The 16,091-nt window shown below is 37.5% G+C and carries 18 protein-coding genes; 3 read left to right on the top strand and 15 right to left on the bottom strand.

Annotation, left to right across the window (positions count from 1 at the left end; genetic code table 11):
• Positions 1–42: 42 nt before the first annotated feature.
• The 8 genes from MKX39_RS21900 to MKX39_RS21865 all read right to left on the bottom strand — a co-directional run bounded on the left by MKX39_RS21900 (position 43) and on the right by MKX39_RS21865 (position 2,972).
• On the bottom strand, positions 43–423 hold the full coding sequence (locus MKX39_RS21900) for a hypothetical protein (RefSeq protein ID WP_340771984.1): 381 nt from the start codon (positions 421–423) through the stop codon (positions 43–45).
• Positions 423–770, bottom strand: coding sequence for a hypothetical protein (locus tag MKX39_RS21895; RefSeq protein WP_340771981.1), 348 nt, complete (start codon positions 768–770; stop codon positions 423–425). Before MKX39_RS21895 ends, MKX39_RS21900 begins: the two co-directional genes overlap by 1 nt.
• A 111-nt stretch (positions 771–881) precedes the next feature.
• Positions 882–1,373, bottom strand: a complete 492-nt coding sequence (locus MKX39_RS21890; protein WP_340765497.1) for a hypothetical protein — start codon at positions 1,371–1,373, stop codon at positions 882–884.
• 97 nt (positions 1,374–1,470) lie between these two features.
• Positions 1,471–1,713: a hypothetical protein gene (locus MKX39_RS21885; RefSeq protein WP_340771979.1), complete on the bottom strand. Its 243-nt coding sequence runs from the start codon at positions 1,711–1,713 to the stop codon at positions 1,471–1,473.
• Positions 1,714–1,743: 30 nt separating this feature from the next.
• Positions 1,744–2,154, bottom strand: a complete 411-nt coding sequence (locus MKX39_RS21880) for a hypothetical protein (protein WP_340771976.1) — start codon at positions 2,152–2,154, stop codon at positions 1,744–1,746.
• Positions 2,155–2,156: 2 nt separating this feature from the next.
• On the bottom strand, positions 2,157–2,414 hold the full coding sequence (locus tag MKX39_RS21875; protein ID WP_340765493.1) for a DUF7446 family protein: 258 nt from the start codon (positions 2,412–2,414) through the stop codon (positions 2,157–2,159).
• Positions 2,415–2,416: 2 nt separating this feature from the next.
• Positions 2,417–2,689, bottom strand: a complete 273-nt coding sequence (locus tag MKX39_RS21870; protein WP_340765491.1) for a DUF6440 family protein — start codon at positions 2,687–2,689, stop codon at positions 2,417–2,419.
• Positions 2,690–2,693: 4 nt separating this feature from the next.
• Positions 2,694–2,972 carry a DUF6440 family protein gene (locus MKX39_RS21865; RefSeq protein ID WP_340765489.1) on the bottom strand — a complete coding sequence of 93 codons (279 nt, stop codon included), beginning with the start codon at positions 2,970–2,972 and terminating at the stop codon, positions 2,694–2,696.
• 232 nt (positions 2,973–3,204) lie between these two features.
• Between MKX39_RS21865 and MKX39_RS21860 the strand changes: the two genes are divergently transcribed.
• The gene (locus MKX39_RS21860) at positions 3,205–3,774 is read left to right on the top strand and encodes a hypothetical protein (protein ID WP_340771974.1); all 570 of its coding nucleotides are present in this window, start codon (positions 3,205–3,207) and stop codon (positions 3,772–3,774) included.
• A gap of 17 nt (positions 3,775–3,791) precedes the next feature.
• The gene (locus MKX39_RS21855; RefSeq protein ID WP_340765485.1) at positions 3,792–4,031 is read left to right on the top strand and encodes a hypothetical protein; all 240 of its coding nucleotides are present in this window, start codon (positions 3,792–3,794) and stop codon (positions 4,029–4,031) included.
• A 252-nt stretch (positions 4,032–4,283) separates the two neighbouring features.
• Here MKX39_RS21855 and MKX39_RS21850 read toward each other — a convergent pair whose 3' ends face one another.
• The gene (locus tag MKX39_RS21850; RefSeq protein ID WP_340771972.1) at positions 4,284–6,245 is read right to left on the bottom strand and encodes a M28 family metallopeptidase; all 1,962 of its coding nucleotides are present in this window, start codon (positions 6,243–6,245) and stop codon (positions 4,284–4,286) included.
• A gap of 129 nt (positions 6,246–6,374) precedes the next feature.
• Here MKX39_RS21850 and MKX39_RS21845 point away from each other — a divergent pair, with 129 nt between their 5' ends.
• The gene (locus MKX39_RS21845; protein WP_340771971.1) at positions 6,375–6,740 is read left to right on the top strand and encodes a hypothetical protein; all 366 of its coding nucleotides are present in this window, start codon (positions 6,375–6,377) and stop codon (positions 6,738–6,740) included.
• Positions 6,741–7,032: 292 nt separating this feature from the next.
• On the opposite strand, the gene MKX39_RS21840 is transcribed toward MKX39_RS21845, so the two are convergent.
• The 6 genes from MKX39_RS21840 to MKX39_RS21815 all read right to left on the bottom strand — a co-directional run bounded on the left by MKX39_RS21840 (position 7,033) and on the right by MKX39_RS21815 (position 15,974).
• A complete protein-coding gene (locus MKX39_RS21840) occupies positions 7,033–7,767 on the bottom strand; it encodes a serine/threonine protein kinase (protein ID WP_340771969.1) in 735 nt (244 codons plus the stop codon).
• A 51-nt stretch (positions 7,768–7,818) separates the two neighbouring features.
• A complete protein-coding gene (locus tag MKX39_RS21835) occupies positions 7,819–8,742 on the bottom strand; it encodes a hypothetical protein (protein WP_340771967.1) in 924 nt (307 codons plus the stop codon).
• A 319-nt stretch (positions 8,743–9,061) separates the two neighbouring features.
• On the bottom strand, positions 9,062–10,036 hold the full coding sequence (locus MKX39_RS21830) for a DHH family phosphoesterase (RefSeq protein ID WP_340771965.1): 975 nt from the start codon (positions 10,034–10,036) through the stop codon (positions 9,062–9,064).
• Positions 10,036–10,785 carry a metallophosphoesterase family protein gene (locus tag MKX39_RS21825; RefSeq protein WP_340765474.1) on the bottom strand — a complete coding sequence of 250 codons (750 nt, stop codon included), beginning with the start codon at positions 10,783–10,785 and terminating at the stop codon, positions 10,036–10,038. Before MKX39_RS21825 ends, MKX39_RS21830 begins: the two co-directional genes overlap by 1 nt.
• A gap of 127 nt (positions 10,786–10,912) precedes the next feature.
• A complete protein-coding gene (locus MKX39_RS21820; RefSeq protein ID WP_340771962.1) occupies positions 10,913–12,514 on the bottom strand; it encodes an ATP-binding protein in 1,602 nt (533 codons plus the stop codon).
• A gap of 157 nt (positions 12,515–12,671) precedes the next feature.
• A complete protein-coding gene (locus MKX39_RS21815) occupies positions 12,672–15,974 on the bottom strand; it encodes a leucine-rich repeat protein (RefSeq protein ID WP_340771959.1) in 3,303 nt (1,100 codons plus the stop codon).
• Between the last annotated feature and the right edge of the window lie 117 nt (positions 15,975–16,091).

Genomic DNA, 16,091 nt, shown 5'->3' with positions numbered 1-16,091 from the left:
AACGGTGAGGTTTTTCTAATTGAGCTTATTAACAAGGGCCGTTTAGCGAAGAATTGCCTTGATTTGAGAAAGCTTTTCAGCATTTTCATCACTAAGAACTTCATTATTCACTATGAAACTGGCGTTTTGATATCCGTTTTCTAGATATATAGCAAAGCGTCCCTTATCATTTTTCCCCGAAACTCTAATTCCTTCAATCTCGCCATCCGATATGCCTTTTTTTATAATCCTTTCTTCAAACAATTCATCCCACTTTTTGAGAATAAATGCCTTCATATAGTTTTGCAAATCCTCTCCACAACTAAACGGCAATGCTACTTCAAATGTCTCTCCGTCTCGATCCATTAGATTGAATACTAATTCAGACTCCAGTTCTTTTGGTTTTTCTCGATCTCGTTTAAAAAGTACTTGTTGTTCGACCATTAAGCAACCTCTTTCTCAGTAATATTCTTTAATCTCCATTTTTCGCCATCGTGTACGACCATAGCCGCTCCACCTTCTATAAAAGCAGGAGCAGATTCCACCGAAATTTTTTCATTATATTGACGGTAGTTTATTTCAAAACGCACATTCAAATACTCTCTTGTTCTGGATGTAGGTGGTAACAATAAAATCATATACGTCTCTGTCACTTTACTTACGTTTAAGATCATCGCCACTCCTTCTATTTCAGTCAATGGTCTTTTATTATCATGGAGCATTCCATTTTGATACATAATACAGAAGGAAAAACCAAATCCTGCTAGCAGACTTAGGAAGTACCACGCCATTCTGCCCTCTCCTTTACCTTACTTCTATTTGACTACCGCAAAACGTTTCATTCCAACACCTGTAACCGATATACCCAAATAGATTATTCGCTTATCACGAATAGCTTTTACTCATTTATTGCTTTGTTTCGTTGTTGACTTTGTTGTTTTTTTCGTTGGCTTTACATGCTTCGGTTTTTCTTTGACTGATGTTGATGTATGCTTTTCTTTATTGATTTTTTTTGGTGTGCTTACTTTTACGCTCTTTTCTAGATTCACTTGTTTAGATTTGCTTGTTGCTTGTTGTTTTTTTGTATCAACTTGTTTATTGGTAGTAGTTGAAGTTTTAGACTGATTCGTATTCTTTTTAGCTGATTGTTTTACTTTGTTTGAAGGATCTACTGCGATAGGTTTTTTTTTCGTCTTAGACTCGTTGCCTTCAAATTCAATATCTCCTTCACAATCTCCGTCTAAGTCAATTTCCCAATCTGGGTCTTCATCATTGTCTAAGATTATTTCTCCCTTTTCACAATTCGTAGCTACAGCTTGCTTCGTTTCGACTGTTGGTTGTGTGCATCCAGACAGTAATAATATAAAGGATATTAGCAACATTATTTTTTTCATGACTAGTTGTCCTCCTATAATTTTTTCCTCGGATTCTATTTCCCTTTGCATAGTACGTTGTACTCCATCTTCTTCCTCGTAGTGATCCCCTAGAGCATTAGTCTGGTTCAATCTCTACTAAGAAGTGAAGAAACTCTGCCTCATTACTCGTTATCTTCTTGAGCCAACGCTTTGTACAGACATCCTTATTCCCATCACTATCAAGCAAAACAATTGTTTTACCACTACAAAACACAAAGGTCTGGCTATAGGAACAACCTCTCCACCCCATCCAGTACGTTTTCCCTATTTCTAACTTTTGTTCAAATGACCCATACCTGTGGCGTTTATTTCTAATCATGAATTTCTTCATCTATTAATCAAACCTTTCTCAGTTGTCTTGAGAGACACTTAACTCTTCCTCAATTTTAAGCGTTTCTTTATACGTCTCCGCATACTTTTTGCTAACTGTTTTCATGTCTTTTTCGCTCAGGAAGACAGTTGCAAACACTTTGTCCCCATTCATCATTACTTTCCACTTAGAGTAAACTGTTGTTTCCGTATTTTTTACTCGAATAAAATCTGTATGAAGTCTTCGAGCAACCATTGTTCCTTCGACTGTTTCGATATAAACGTTATAATCTTTATCAAAACGAATCTCGTCCACTAATACGGCTTCTTCCTTTTGTTTCGCTTCTTCTTTTGCCTCTTTTTCTTTCAACTTCTCTTCTGAATTACAACCCGATATAAATGAGAGGGAAAATAGAAGAAGGAGTCCTAAGCTCATCATTCTTTTCTTCATGTCTACGCATCTCCCTTTTGTATTGGCTCCCAAGTAAGTTTCCCGAGAGTACTGGAGTAAGAACATTCTGTTTGTCCTTCTTCAAGCGAACCATTCATATGTTGCATTACTGCTAACAAACATTCTTTTGTGCGGTCTTCACTCTTATCAACAAAAAAAGTTAATCCTTTCACTTCCTGCTTTTTATTTACCTTGCCAATAACAATCTGATTCCCCAAAGCTGTAGAAGCTATTTTGTAATTTTCCCATTTGATCGGCATACTTACTCCTCCTCATTTTCATCTATTACGCCACAGACCTGTTCACCATTAGGTAGCATAAGTGGGGTTATCCCGCTTTGCCCAGATGTTCCTGCGTAAATGATATATTGACATCCAGTCAATTTATCCGTGGTGATTTTCAGGCGTTCACCTAACACATCAAACCTGTTTTCTCCGTTATCTTTCAGCTTTATGGTAGCAGCACCGCCTGATTGATTAGCACAACCACCAAGAAGAGAAATTATCAAAAGTAAACTCAGCACTATTTTACCCATGTTGTTATTCAACCTCTTTTTCTTTTTTACTATTCGTTAAATCCTCGCAGTCAGCTGTTCCGTCAGCCTTCATTAATACAGTTAAAGCAACTGTCGAGCCATAACCATTACCGGTTGATTCTCGAATATATTTGCAGCCTGTTTCATTATCTTTCACTATTCGAACCGTACCTTCCAAACCAGCAAATCGCACTTCGTAGTTATTTACTTCTATAACACGTTGCTCTTCATTACATCCGCTTAATAGGAAAATTATTGAACTAACTAGAAATACCTTTTTCATTAAACTTCTCCTTTTCTTTCTGTTTTTTTACATTTAATATTTGCGTTTATTCTCCGTTAGATATAGACAAGGTTAGTTTTTTCTACGATACTCAAAATCTTTTTATATACTATAGTATACGTCATATTATATTTGTCGTCAATAAATAGTTGTTAGTCAACGTTCGTTTGCTTATAAGGAATACTCCTACTGGGATTCCATATAATGCAAAAACGATGACGGAGGCAACAACATGAAAAATTTTAAAGATGTCTATACGGAAGCTCTAGCTAAATCCAATCGACCACGCATCAAAATCGATGATGAGATGAGAAGCAAAGTGGATGCATATATCGGTGCTATTATCGAACGTAAGAAAGAAGAAAAAGAATATCAATTAGATGGTGGGAAACTCCGTAAACGCTATGAAACTGGGCTTTTTGGGGAATTAGCAGTAGAAAAACTTTTAGGTATGTCTTTCGTTGACCTAACTGCCGGAGCGACAGAAAACTACCGAAAATCAGATTTAAAAGATATCGGATATGCGATTGGCGTAAAAACAGTCGAACATGGGAAGTTCCCAATCATATATCGAAACAACTTCGGGCCAGAGATCATTGCTGTGCGAGAAGGAGAGGAAATTGTCATTCTGGGCGTTGCTACTCGTTCGGTTCTGAACAATATGCAGAATGATGATTTGGTCCTGGACCCGAACATTAAAAAAGCTAAAACGGGCTTTTATGGACTTGTCGAAACTGTCAGCTTCAAAAATAAGAGCGAACTAGACTTGGTATCCGAGTGTATGGATCTGTTTGCAGCATGATAAAGGGAGAGATTAGGATGGGAGAAATCATTTATTTAGAAATATGGAAAATGCAGCAAGGTCTTCGCAAATTGGAAGAAGAGGTAGAGTTCTGCGTATCACAATACCACCAACACCTAGAGCAATCAGATGATGGTGAAAATCAGTTGCTCGTAGAAACAGCAAAGAAACGTTTAGAAAAGGCTATCCAGTATGCAGAGGAAGAGCGTAAGAAGATTGACTTAATAAAGAAAAAGATTAAAAAAAGCGGTCTTTAAATAGTTGCCGTCTTTTTAAAAGAAAAACACACTCTACTATAAATAGTGGAGTGTGTTTCTAGGATTTGGTTTGTCGACGCGATACCTCGCTTCTTTATTGTAAAATATTTTTAAATTATTTGCAATAGTTTGAACAAATAATGCTTTTTACGAGTTTCGTCGATACATATAAATATTCCAAACAATTGATAGACGGATTGTTCCACGCTTATCTTTTAAAGGAAGGTAGTGCCTATATCATTGAAATATTTACTAATTCATAGAACTAGCTGTACTGGATAGAATTTCTTTCAACTCAAAATCTTCGATAATTTTTTCTACATCAGCTTCAGTTAAGCTTGTTTTTACCCCCGTAGCAGTCTGTCCTTCAATTTCTGAAGTTATCTCTTCCCCTTTATTAATTGACATTGTATATGCTTGACCATTGATATTTTCTGTAAAAGCAAAGTTAAATAAATGTTTCTCACTTTCATCATAAGCTAAATAATACTTAGTATTATTCATTATTTCTTCCTTTACTATAGTTCCATCTAACTGTTCATATTCCTTTTTTTCAATATTGATTTGCAATAGTTGATTTTCCGTATTGTCCGTATAATATTTGAACGATATAGTGTCTAAATCAGATGGACTTATGGTTCTCTTATATACTTTATTAACTTCCAAACTACCCTTGTCTATTTCCTCTTTAAAAGTATTAAATACTTCAATTTTCTTCAAACTATAATCCTTCAGTCTCTCTTTATAAATGAAATTAGGATAATATTTCTTAAAAGCTCCTAAATCATCAAATAGATAATGCTGATGATCTAGAAATAGATTATTGTTTTCATATTCAAATATTTCGTATTCATCAAATTGCAACTTTTCTTTTTCTTCTTCGGTCGCTATTCTTGTTTCCATTCCTTCTTCACTATTCGGTTCATGATTATGCCCGTCGCCTTCTTCATGTTCATGCGTATCTTCATGCTCATGTTTATACATTTTATTATCAAAATCAATAATAAATTTAGTTATGGTATCTCTAACTTTAACTAAGTATGGAAAATTAATTTCTTCGATTGTATCCTCTGGTATATGAATTTTACTTAATACATCCTGACTAATAATACTAAGAGAATTCATATGATTATATAGAAAAGAAGAATGATCACTAGTTGCTGAACCTGTAGCATTCGTAATTGATGTTAAATCATTATCCTTCAGATGCTTACTGAAGTCATTAATTAAATCTTTTAATGGTTCTTCATCTCCAGTCAAGATTTCTAATGGGCCATCATAAATGGAATCAATATTAATATTGTATACATGCTCATATTCCTCTTTTATAAACTCTGTAAAAAAGTAACTTCCTTGAAGACCGGATTCTTCTCCATTAAAGGCTACAAAAATAATATCCTTCTCAAATTCTTTATCGCTTAGTTTTAACTTCTTGGCTATATCCAGTAATAAAACCGTCCCAGATGCATTGTCTATTGCACCTCTATAGATTGTTTCTCCTAATGAACCAACATGATCAAAATGAGCAGATAAAACTACAGCTTCCTTTTGATTTTTCCCTGGTATCTTACCAACTACGTTAAATGCCTCGATGCTCTCTTCTTTAGCAATACTTTCTATTTCTAAAGTTGCTTTTTTTGATTTTTTGAGTTTTTTATATGTATCATCCGTTATCTGGACAATTGGGAACTTCAGATTGTCTACCAATAATGTTCTTCCTAATTCTTCAACAATTAATACGCCCTTTGCTTTCCCAAATACTTTTTGAAAGTCTTTACTGTCTTTCAAGACAATAAAAGAGTTTTCTAATTCTGGATCATTTAAGTCAAAAGTATAAGGAAGTTCTTCTTTGTACTCTGAAAATCCTGACCTTTCTAAGTAATCTATTCCTCTTTTAAATTCAATCGTCTCTCCCTCAACTGTATTCGCAATCATTCTAAAAATTATTTTTTCTGGATTATAAAATTTATGTGGATAGCTCATTAAATAGCTACTGCTATTCATCATGGCCAAATCGATTTCTTTGAATTTGCCCTCTAAGTATTTTACGGTTAGATCATTTCCTTCTGTACCAGTAAGTCTCCCGTCCATCTTTTCTGAGGTTAAATATTCCATTCCCTCCTTCATTTCTTTATATTCATCAACTGACACCTCTTCTTCGCATCCGCTTATAAATATTAAAAGCAATAAGAACACAACTAATTTCTTTAACATTTCGTTCCTCCTAAAAGTTTTTATATTTTTATATTTACAAATATTCAAATTATTAGTATTATAAATCTGGGAGAGATGTTAGTCAATGGAAATTATTCAATAAATTTACATTAGAAAAGGGGAATAGAAATGAAGAGAAAATTATTCTTAACCGTTTTAATGGCTGTATTTTTACTACTCGTTCCAACTATTGGTTTTGCTCAAAGCAATGAAGGAGCACCTCTTGAAACTCTAACAAAGGATACTTCCTATGAAGATGTTGTGAGCCCAATGGTAATTCCTTGCGACTACTGGAGTAATGGTAATCATCAAATGCAATCAGGACAGACATATACTGACGAAGTATATTCTTCCACTCACAGCCATGTAATTAGTGGTGTAACATTCACAAACTGTAAGATTTACAATAAATACACTGTTTCAGAAAGATATTGTGCTTGCGGTTATAAAACTCAAAACAGAGTTAGTGCTGGAACTGCACATTATTACTATTAATACTTAATTTCTCTAGTTTCATGTAGTAAGATTGGCATTATAGTATTTGTAATCGTAATTGGAATATGATATCTTTCCCAAAGACAAAGGAGAGTGACTTAAATAGTCGCTCTTTTTTGGTTGTCTTAATTAAGCGTATTCCTTAATTATAGGAATGTATTTAATTGCATTCTATAGGATGTTATGCAAGAAAATATCCCATTGAGTCTAAAAAATACTATAGAAAAATGCTTTACCCCTATTGAAGTAAAGCATCCCTTTTGAAGTTCATAATATACAAATTAATTAAAGCCTACTCACTAAGGCTTCTACTAGACAGTTCCTCCACTATTTCTTTTATAAGTTTCTCAAACTGCTCACCGGAAACCCAGCTGTGTTGGCCAGCGTAAGTACCAGAAGATTGATTGTATTTTGAGTACTTAGCAAAAATAACAAAATCCCCACCGTTAGTTCTTCTTGTTACCACACTGGCATGTTTAGGAAGAGGTATTTCATCACCATTTATATTATGTCCTATATAACCTCTCTCATAAAAAGAGTAATCTTTATATACTCCAGGTGCTACTTCCAGCACATCCTCACCGGAATATTTCATATTTCTTTCTATTTCTGTTAGTGAGTTAAACGGCTTATCCTTTTCTTTTTCTTGAGTTTCATAGACGCCACTGTCATGGAATGGTAATGCATTCAATCTGAAATACCACCACTCTGGATTTTCGCCAATCGGATGAAAAGTAAGTGACTCCAAATTTAATATTTCTCTTGATGTCCCAAAGGTTAATTCAATCAAACCGGATTCATTAGAATAAAGAGCACTTGAGAGATCCGAGCCTCCACCAGAAGGAACAAACGTATGATTAAGTGCCTTACTTTTCCCTATCGTATTCAATATTTGAATGATTTGGCTAGAATCTGTAATCCTTACCGTTTCATTTACCTTTATTGGAAACAGGTTGTTTGTCATCTGCTCCCAAAGAATTAATTGTTCCCGTTTTTCCTCATTGTAGATTTCTTCATAATTTGACATAAAATATCCCCTTTTAATTTATTAGAAAAAGACGGTTTCCCGTCTCTTATCTTAAGCATTTGCAGTTGTATTCGCTGAAAATGTACTTTCTATTACCCATACGCCATTTTTCTTCACTAAAACGTGAGGCTTCTCAGCTATAAGCACATATGCCACATCGTTATAACTTGCTAACAACAGAATTTCATTACCGCTATACTCGTTTTGTATTGATTCAAGTACCTCTGCATTTACTCGTTTATATGTGTTGCTCTCTGCCACCACAATTAAGTAGTTCACATGCAATGTTTGATAAGCAGTATCGTTTCCAACTAAAGCCAAACGGTCTAATACCTGTTTACTCATTTCATCTACATCAGTATCATTCATTTTTTTAGCAATGCGAATCTGTAATTCGTCAATAGAATCCTTTGTTACCACTTCCTTTGTTGAAATCGCGAGGACTTTTTTCGCTGGGTCTCGATGTTTCGAGAAAAACGCTTTGCGAGTCGATTGTCCATATGTGCGGTTGACAATTATCTCTAACTTCTTTAACTCTTTCTCTAATGCTTTGTGAGCTTTTTGAGTGCCTGAAGTAGCTAGTCCTTTCTGTTGTTCAGCGGCAAGCGACAATTGTAAGTTGTTCACCTTTACACTTGCTGTATGAGCATCAATAAACGTTAACGCTTGATTTTGGATGACGTCTACGTTTTTGCGTCTGTTTTCGAGTTTGCTTTTTAGAGCCTTGTCTTTAACTTTGTTTATTTCAGCTTTGGCAGTTGCATTAAATTTCTTAGTGTCGTTAAATACTTTCATATTTGGTTTTGCTAATTCTTTATTCAACTCATAAGAAACCTGCCATCTTAATGCCTTTGCTGATTTCTCCGCTGATACTAGTGACTGCTCTGCCTTTGTTATCGTTGCGGCTGACACATCCCCTACATTAAGTGAAAGAATAAGACTTGCAGATAACAACATTAAACCTATTTTTTTCATCTTATAACCCCTACTTTCTTACCTTAATTATAACCACAGATACCCATTTTGTCAATTATTTTTTACATGATTATTCGACAAAGAATTTAGATTGTCAATTATTTTTGCTTTTTAGTAAAATATATTTTACATATGATTTCGACAAGTTTCTACACGGCGTCAAATATAATTTACTGAACATTTAAAATTAACAGAATAAAAAGGCTTTTCAGGGTAAAGGCAGATGACATGTACCTACATCTGATTGAATTAAATTCTCCTCAACGCGTTTTTTGGGAGCTCCCCTTAACATAAAAAAAAGAAGGGTTTCCCCCTTCTCTTAAGCTGCTAGAATCCTATTCAGGTAAGGACTCACGTATTTTTCAATGGTTTCTTCTTTAAATCCACATCCCGACGCATTGGGATGCCCACCGCCACCATAAGTTTTTGCAATCGTCTGCACATCTCGTCCTCCATCTGACGAACGTAAGGATATGGTGCGTTTCTCCAAGTTGATTAACACAACGTAATCTAAATGAGCTCGCTTGTCTAGAATATAATGACCAACTTCCGAATGGTAATTCTCACAATGTACAATTCCAACCATTTCTCCGTCAATCTCAAATTCCCTAGTAATTTTCTCCCGTTTGCTCATTTCTAGCTCAATCTTCTTTTCCTCTAACTTTAATACTTGTTCGTATTCCTTCCCAAATGAGCACGTCCCGGTTTCCACTCGTTCCATTACAAACGCAATGTACTCCTTGATTCCAATCAGGTAGAATAACGTATTTAGTTTTTTAGCTTCAAGGTTTCCAGTTCTGCTCCAGTCCCATGTATCCCAGGAACGGACTAGTTCCACATAAGTCTCAACCGCAGCTTCCGAATAGTCGGAAAGACAATTGCTTCTAGTTAGGAAATCTGCGTATAAGGATGTTCCACAAGCTAGAATGCTGTTTTGCTCTACCACAATCTCCGTCCAGGTAGGATTTTGAATGGGCATAGCTGATTTGTGATGATCAAACAGGATGATTTTATACCCTTCCTCTATCTTCTCTTCAATCAGACCAGCTACTTCTAAACTCGGAGATAAATCCGTTAACACTAGCAAATCCTCTTTACCCATAACATCCATATACTCTTTTGTCGCTATGTCCACTGGACCTCCGTTAGCAACCACTTTAGTGCGAATGTTCGGAAAGGCTAGCTTCGTTAAAACTATTGGTGATACCCCGTCCAAATCGTTATGAGATACGTGATAAACCCGACTGAAGCCATTCATTAACTCTTGTATAAAACTTTCTTGTAATTTAAGCATTATTCAATTTCCCCCTTAGCATAATAGATGACCTGTTCACTACCAAACGGAACTGCATAGGCAGCCCGTATGTCGCCTTTTTCATTCAAAGCAATACCATTCAGCTGTCCCCCGAATACGCACCCGCCGTCTATCCCTATCTTATCTCCCATGTAATTTACCCATACTTTGTTGGAGCGATCATCATTCAGGTATTTGGTTGGTGTATGTCCAAACAGAATTCGTTTGTCGATTGTCCCTTCCGACTCGAAGAAAGCATTGCGTATCCATAGAAATGTACCTTCTCCTGCTTTACGCCAATCAGGTATGGTGAAGTCAATTCCAGCGTGTACAAACAGTACATGCTCTGTCTCGTAAAACAGACGCATCGATTTCATAAAGCGTATTTCTTTGCGATAATTACGCAAAATATATTCAGCACGCTGTTGTCTTGTATCTCGAGTCATGTCACGGTTCACATAGAAACTCTTAATCGTTTCTTCCTGTGATGTACTATAAAATATCCCTGCCATTTCTCCAGAGCCTAACCATGCAAGAAATTCTGCATCATGATTCCCTCGCATTACAATTACTTTTTCCCCGTATTTTTCCTCTAATTCCATAAGATATTGTATAACTCCTAGAGAATCAATTCCGCGATCAATCGCATCCCCTAGAAATATCAATGTTTCTTTTTTTGGATCCCATTGTCTCAGCAAGATTTTCAATTCTCGCAGACAACCATGAGGATCGGATACTACAAAATACATACCATTCCCTCCTAACTATTTGACACTGCATGTCTACAAGTTGATATGTTCTATCTATCCTATGCAAATTAGGGACCTATCATCATTCGAAGGAAGACGAACAAAAAGAGCCCCCATATAGAGGCTCTTAGTGTTTTTGGTGTAATTCTAGTGCTCGTTCTTTATAGTCTCCTGTTAAAAACTCTAAGTCGTTTGTATCTTTTAAAGCAAGATCCGTCATTTCTTGAATACGGCTATTTGAAGCTGGTAACATATACCCGATTGCTTCATCCATGACTGCTCTCGTCATTCCGCTTAAACCTCTTCGGTGAATCAGTTCATTAGCCTTTACTACGATGTTTTCAATCTCCGCAGGTGTAAAACCATCCATTCCCTCAGCAAGCTCTTCCAAGTCGGCCTCTATTAGCGTAGACGCAAATCCAGAAGCCTTAACATGATGTCTCAGCACGCTTATACGATCATTCGAGTCTGGGGCAAAGAATGGAATTTTTTTATCGAAACGACCTGCACGTTTAAGAGCTTCGTCGATTTTGTTTGGATAATTAGTTGCTCCCACCCATAAAATCTTCCCTCGGTTCTCCGGTTTAGAAAGAAACGCAAGAAACATCCCGAATATATTTTGTCGTACTGGATTTGAGTCGTTATCTCCGCCTCTAGAAAGAACTTGGTCCATCTCATCGATGAATACTCCAACAGGAGCCATAGACAAGAAACAGTTGAACGCTTTTTCTAAATTTCTTTCGCTTGTTCCTACCCATTTATCAACGATCTTCGACATCTTGAACTCTACAAAGTTAATGCCTGCATCTCCCGCAAGGCATCTAGCGAAATAAGTTTTTCCTGTTCCTGGAGGTCCCATATATAGAAGTCCTTTTGGAACATAAGCAGTATTTCCATTCTTAAATGGTTCGATCACAGCTTCTTCATGATATTTCTTTATATGTTCCTGACCAGAAAACTGGGACAAGCCAAACCCTTCCGTATCAAAAAATTCAATAAGCTCTCCAAATTCTTTTCGGATGAGCTCTTCCTTCCGGTCAATGACCATATTACGAGTCATTTTCCCACTAGATTCTGCTAGAAGATGCAAGTCTTCCATTTGCATGCGAGAAAGACCTGCAGTTAAATTGGCCAATACCCCATCACTCAGTTCAGAATCGAACGGCTTCTTACTAGTTGCACGCAAGTAAGCTATCATGTCCATCCGTTCTTCTCTGTCCGGATAGTCCACCGGCACAATAATCGTCCGAGAATTAGCGTTTAAGAACATCTCATGAATGCCACTTTTCGTTTCAGACACAAGGAGCAGCATGTTGTTGGAGTTGATGAATGCTGTATCGTTCATTAATTGATGCAGACCAATTAATCGGTTCGATGTTTCTTTATCTACTTGCCCGTTCACGTTATGTCCTAGTACAAACTCTGGGTATTCTATCAGATAGATGATGCGACCCTCTTCTCTTACTGTTCGTAAGTCAATCAGCATTTCTTCCCAGTCATTTCTCCCGTGTGTTTGCTTTTCCAAAAAGGGTCCGTGAATGATAGTTGTTCCTGTTGCAATCGAGTAACTACACATCTGTATTGTATTTTCTTGATAGTGATTTACCAAGAAATTGCGTAGCGATACGCCAGGTGCAACGTAGTCGTGAACTGTACCAGTCAACAAAAAGACGTTGGATACTCCTGATTTATAATTCTCATCGATGATGTTGCTCCATTTCGTCTCCATGTTGATCACATTCCCTTTCTGTACTACATCTTGTGTTTAATTATAGCACGGCACACTATATGTGTCAATTATATTTTACAAATTACCAGTTTGGAAGAGAACCTCCTTATCCTTTCCAATAAAAAAACCACCCCTAAAGGAGTGGCCTGTGTCATGTTTAGCTCTTAGCTGCATCAAGTCTTGCTTGCAGGTCGGCTTTCGCTTTCCCTTTTGACAAACCATCAATAGCAGCTTGGGCTTTCGTGTAGTACGTCGCACGTTGATATTTTTCTGATAGCTCTACCGCTTTATCTGCAGCAGTTATCAGTTTTTGCATTTCGATTTCTTCTTGCATGTTTGTGAAGAACGTTGCTAGTTTTTCGATGACTTCGCTGTGCGTTTCTTCGTATTGGCTTAAAGCTTTGATATTTGTCGAAGCTTTCGTCATATAGGTAGTTGTTTGGCGATCTTTTGCCACTCCAACTGCTGTATAGGCTTCTTGAAGGACTTTCTTGATTGTTGCATCTGTAACGGCATCGATTTCGACTTTCAAGTCATAGGCAAACTGCATCGATTCGGTTACTTCGATCGTATCTAAGCGGTCCACTAGTGCTTGCTTCGCTTCGCCGTCTTTTAGTCCGTTCACAAGAGAACGAGCTTCTTCGATGACAACTAGGTCACTTGCTGTTTCTGCTTTCGCAACAGAGTCTGTCGCTGTTTTTAGCTTAGTTGCTTCGATTTGTTCACTTGCTCCACTGAAAATGACATTCAGTCTTTCTTCAAGAGCGGTTTTCACTTCGCTTGTAGGAAGTTTATCCACAGCTTCCTGTGCACGTGTTAGATACGGGTCACGCTTGTAGCGTTCTGCGTAAGAAACTTGTGTCTCCGCAGCTTTTAGAAGAGCTGGGTCCACCTCTGGTGCTTCTGGTGCTACAGGAGCAGCATCTTGTATCGCTTTCAAACGTGCTTCTAAAGCTGTTTTGTCTGTTCCATCTATTAGTTTTGATACGAGGTCCTTCGCACTTGTTAGGTACGGATCTCGTTTATGTTGTTCAGCTAGAACGACATGCGTTGTCGCTTCTTCTAGGAGTGCTGTTTCAGCTTCAGTTGCTAGTGTATCTTGGATGACGTTCATACGGTTAGTAAGCTCTGTTTTCTTTGGAGACTCATTTAGCTTGTTGATGCTATCCATAGCGTCCGTGATGTACGGGTCACGCTTCGTCAGCTCCGCCGATTTCACTTTGTTTTCAGCATCCAAATTTAGCTTGAGTTGATCGATACGTTCCGTGAGTTCCGTTTTAAGCGGACCCTCTCGTAACGCTTGAACGGCTTTTTCTGCAAGAGAGATGTTGTAATTGGTCTGTCTGTTCTCTGCTTGAGCTACTGCATTAGTTGCTTTTTGGTTGGCCTCGATTCTCGAAATGCGGTCGTTTAGCTCTGTTTTCGTGGAGCTATCTGGCAATTTCGCAACTAGTTCTTTTGCAGTGGTGATTTGCTCTTTTGTTGACTGGTCATTCAGCATGCCTACTGCGTCTTGAGCTTCTTGAAGGAGTTCTGCACCTTCTGGCGACACTGCGATAGAATCGAGTCGCTCTGTGAGAGTTGTTTTCTCCGAACCGTTAGGCAATGCTTCTACTAAAGGTCGAGCAGCGTCTATATCTGCTTGTAGCTTAGTGCCTTCTGCTTTCGTTACAGATGCGGTTGCTTTGGCGATTTGTTCTGCCAACGCTTTGGCATCATCGATACCTTTTTGAACAGCATCTAAGCGTTCTATTAGGCTTGCTTTCTCTGAACCATCTGATAGACCGTTCACAAGAGAACGAGAAGCATCCACGTCTTCTTGAAGTTTGGATTGTTCTGCTTTTTCAACAGACGCTACAGCTTCTACTAGAGTGTTGTCGATTTCTGGTTCCTTCGCAGCCTCTACTTCTTGCTGCGTATTGTCTTTTAGCTCCGATTCTGGCAGTTGCGATATTAATTCATCCATTCCCGCTAGTTCGCCACTTGCAATCTTTTCCCAAATGACCTCCAGTAAGCCAATGATGTCCAGTACATCCTGTGCATAATGAGCTACTTCTGTTCGGTGAGACTCGTTTGCTAAAGTTAAAGAATCGGCTAAAATGACATTTAACGCATCTTTCATGGCTAACACATCTGCTCGTGTACCTTCACCAGTGAGCAAGTACGCTTTCATGTCGATAAGTTCCGCCATCATTTCTTCATGAGAGGTTTTGGATGCGTCGATTACTGTTTGAACTGCGTTCAGTCGTTCTGTCAAGGCTGTTTTATTGGCACTTTCAGGCAAAGCGTTCACTAGGGAACGAGAAGCATCTATATCTGCTTGCGACTTAGAACCTTCCGCTTTTTCAACAGATGCGGTTGCTGTTAAGATTTGTAGTTCAGAGTCTACTCCGTTGAATGTATGACTATAGTTATTTGCATACACTTCGGATGTTGAACCAATTGCAGCATTGATTGTTACGTCTTTTGGATTAAAAACAGTACTTTTTGTAGGATTATACTGCAAGACATTTGATCCATAATTTACATTTTGGCTTTTGACTATTATTTTATTTATTTTATTATATCCAAATGCAGATTCCTTAATACTAACCACGTTATTTGGTATCACCACACTTGTTAGTTGGTTATCATGAAACGCCTGCTTTCCAATACTATTCACGCTTTCACCTATAATCACTTCTGTTAGTTGGTTGCTAACAAATGCAGTGTCTTCAATAGTGGTCACGCTATCTGGTATCACTATGTTTGTTATTTGATTGCGAGCAAAAGCACCGTTTCCAATAGTTATAAGACCCTTACCTAAAATAACCTCTGTTAGTTGGTTGCCAACAAAAGCACCACCTTCAATACTAGTCACGCTATCCGGTATAACTATGTTTGTTATTTGATTGAGAGCAAAAGCACTTTTCCCGATAATAGTCACGCTATCTGATAAAAATATGTTTTTTAGTTGATTGTTTGCGAATGCATTTAACCCAATTTTAGTCACACTGTCTGGTATAACTACGCTTGTTAGGTTGTTATATTCAAATGCGATATCCTCGATATTTGTTACACTATCTGGTATCACTACACTTGTTAGGTTGTGATGACGAAAAGAATTATACCCAATATTTGTAACGGGTTTTCCATCAATTAATTTTGGAATCACAACATCTTTACTGGAACCTAAATATTTGACAATCGTTACACTAGAACCATTTACTGTATAGCTGAAATCACTCGCAGGATTCTCTTTCATATTATCTCCTGTACTTGCCGCCTCTAGAACATTCGAGACTTGTTGCTGGCTAGCAGCCTCGGCCACCTGCACAACCGAAAAGTCCGAAATGGCCCCCGTCGTACCCACTGCCCCTGCAAATCCAGACAATAGTAAGGATGCCGCTAGTGTAGATTTCAATAAAGACTTAGATAATACATGTCGTGCTTTATATTGCTTGTTTTTCATTTCGTTCATTTGATATTCCTCCTAAGATTATTTTATTTAACCCTCTATCATATGCAAATAGTACTATTAGATTCGACTAAAAACTAACCACTAGGCTCTCTGTAGAACGACAAAAAACCACCCCCG

It is taken from the genome of Psychrobacillus sp. FSL K6-1464, from assembly GCF_038003145.1.
Taxonomy (GTDB): Bacteria; Bacillota; Bacilli; order Bacillales_A; family Planococcaceae; genus Psychrobacillus; species Psychrobacillus psychrotolerans.
The sequence above is the reverse complement of the archived record's forward strand: the minus strand, read 5'-3'. Positions and strand labels throughout refer to the sequence as shown.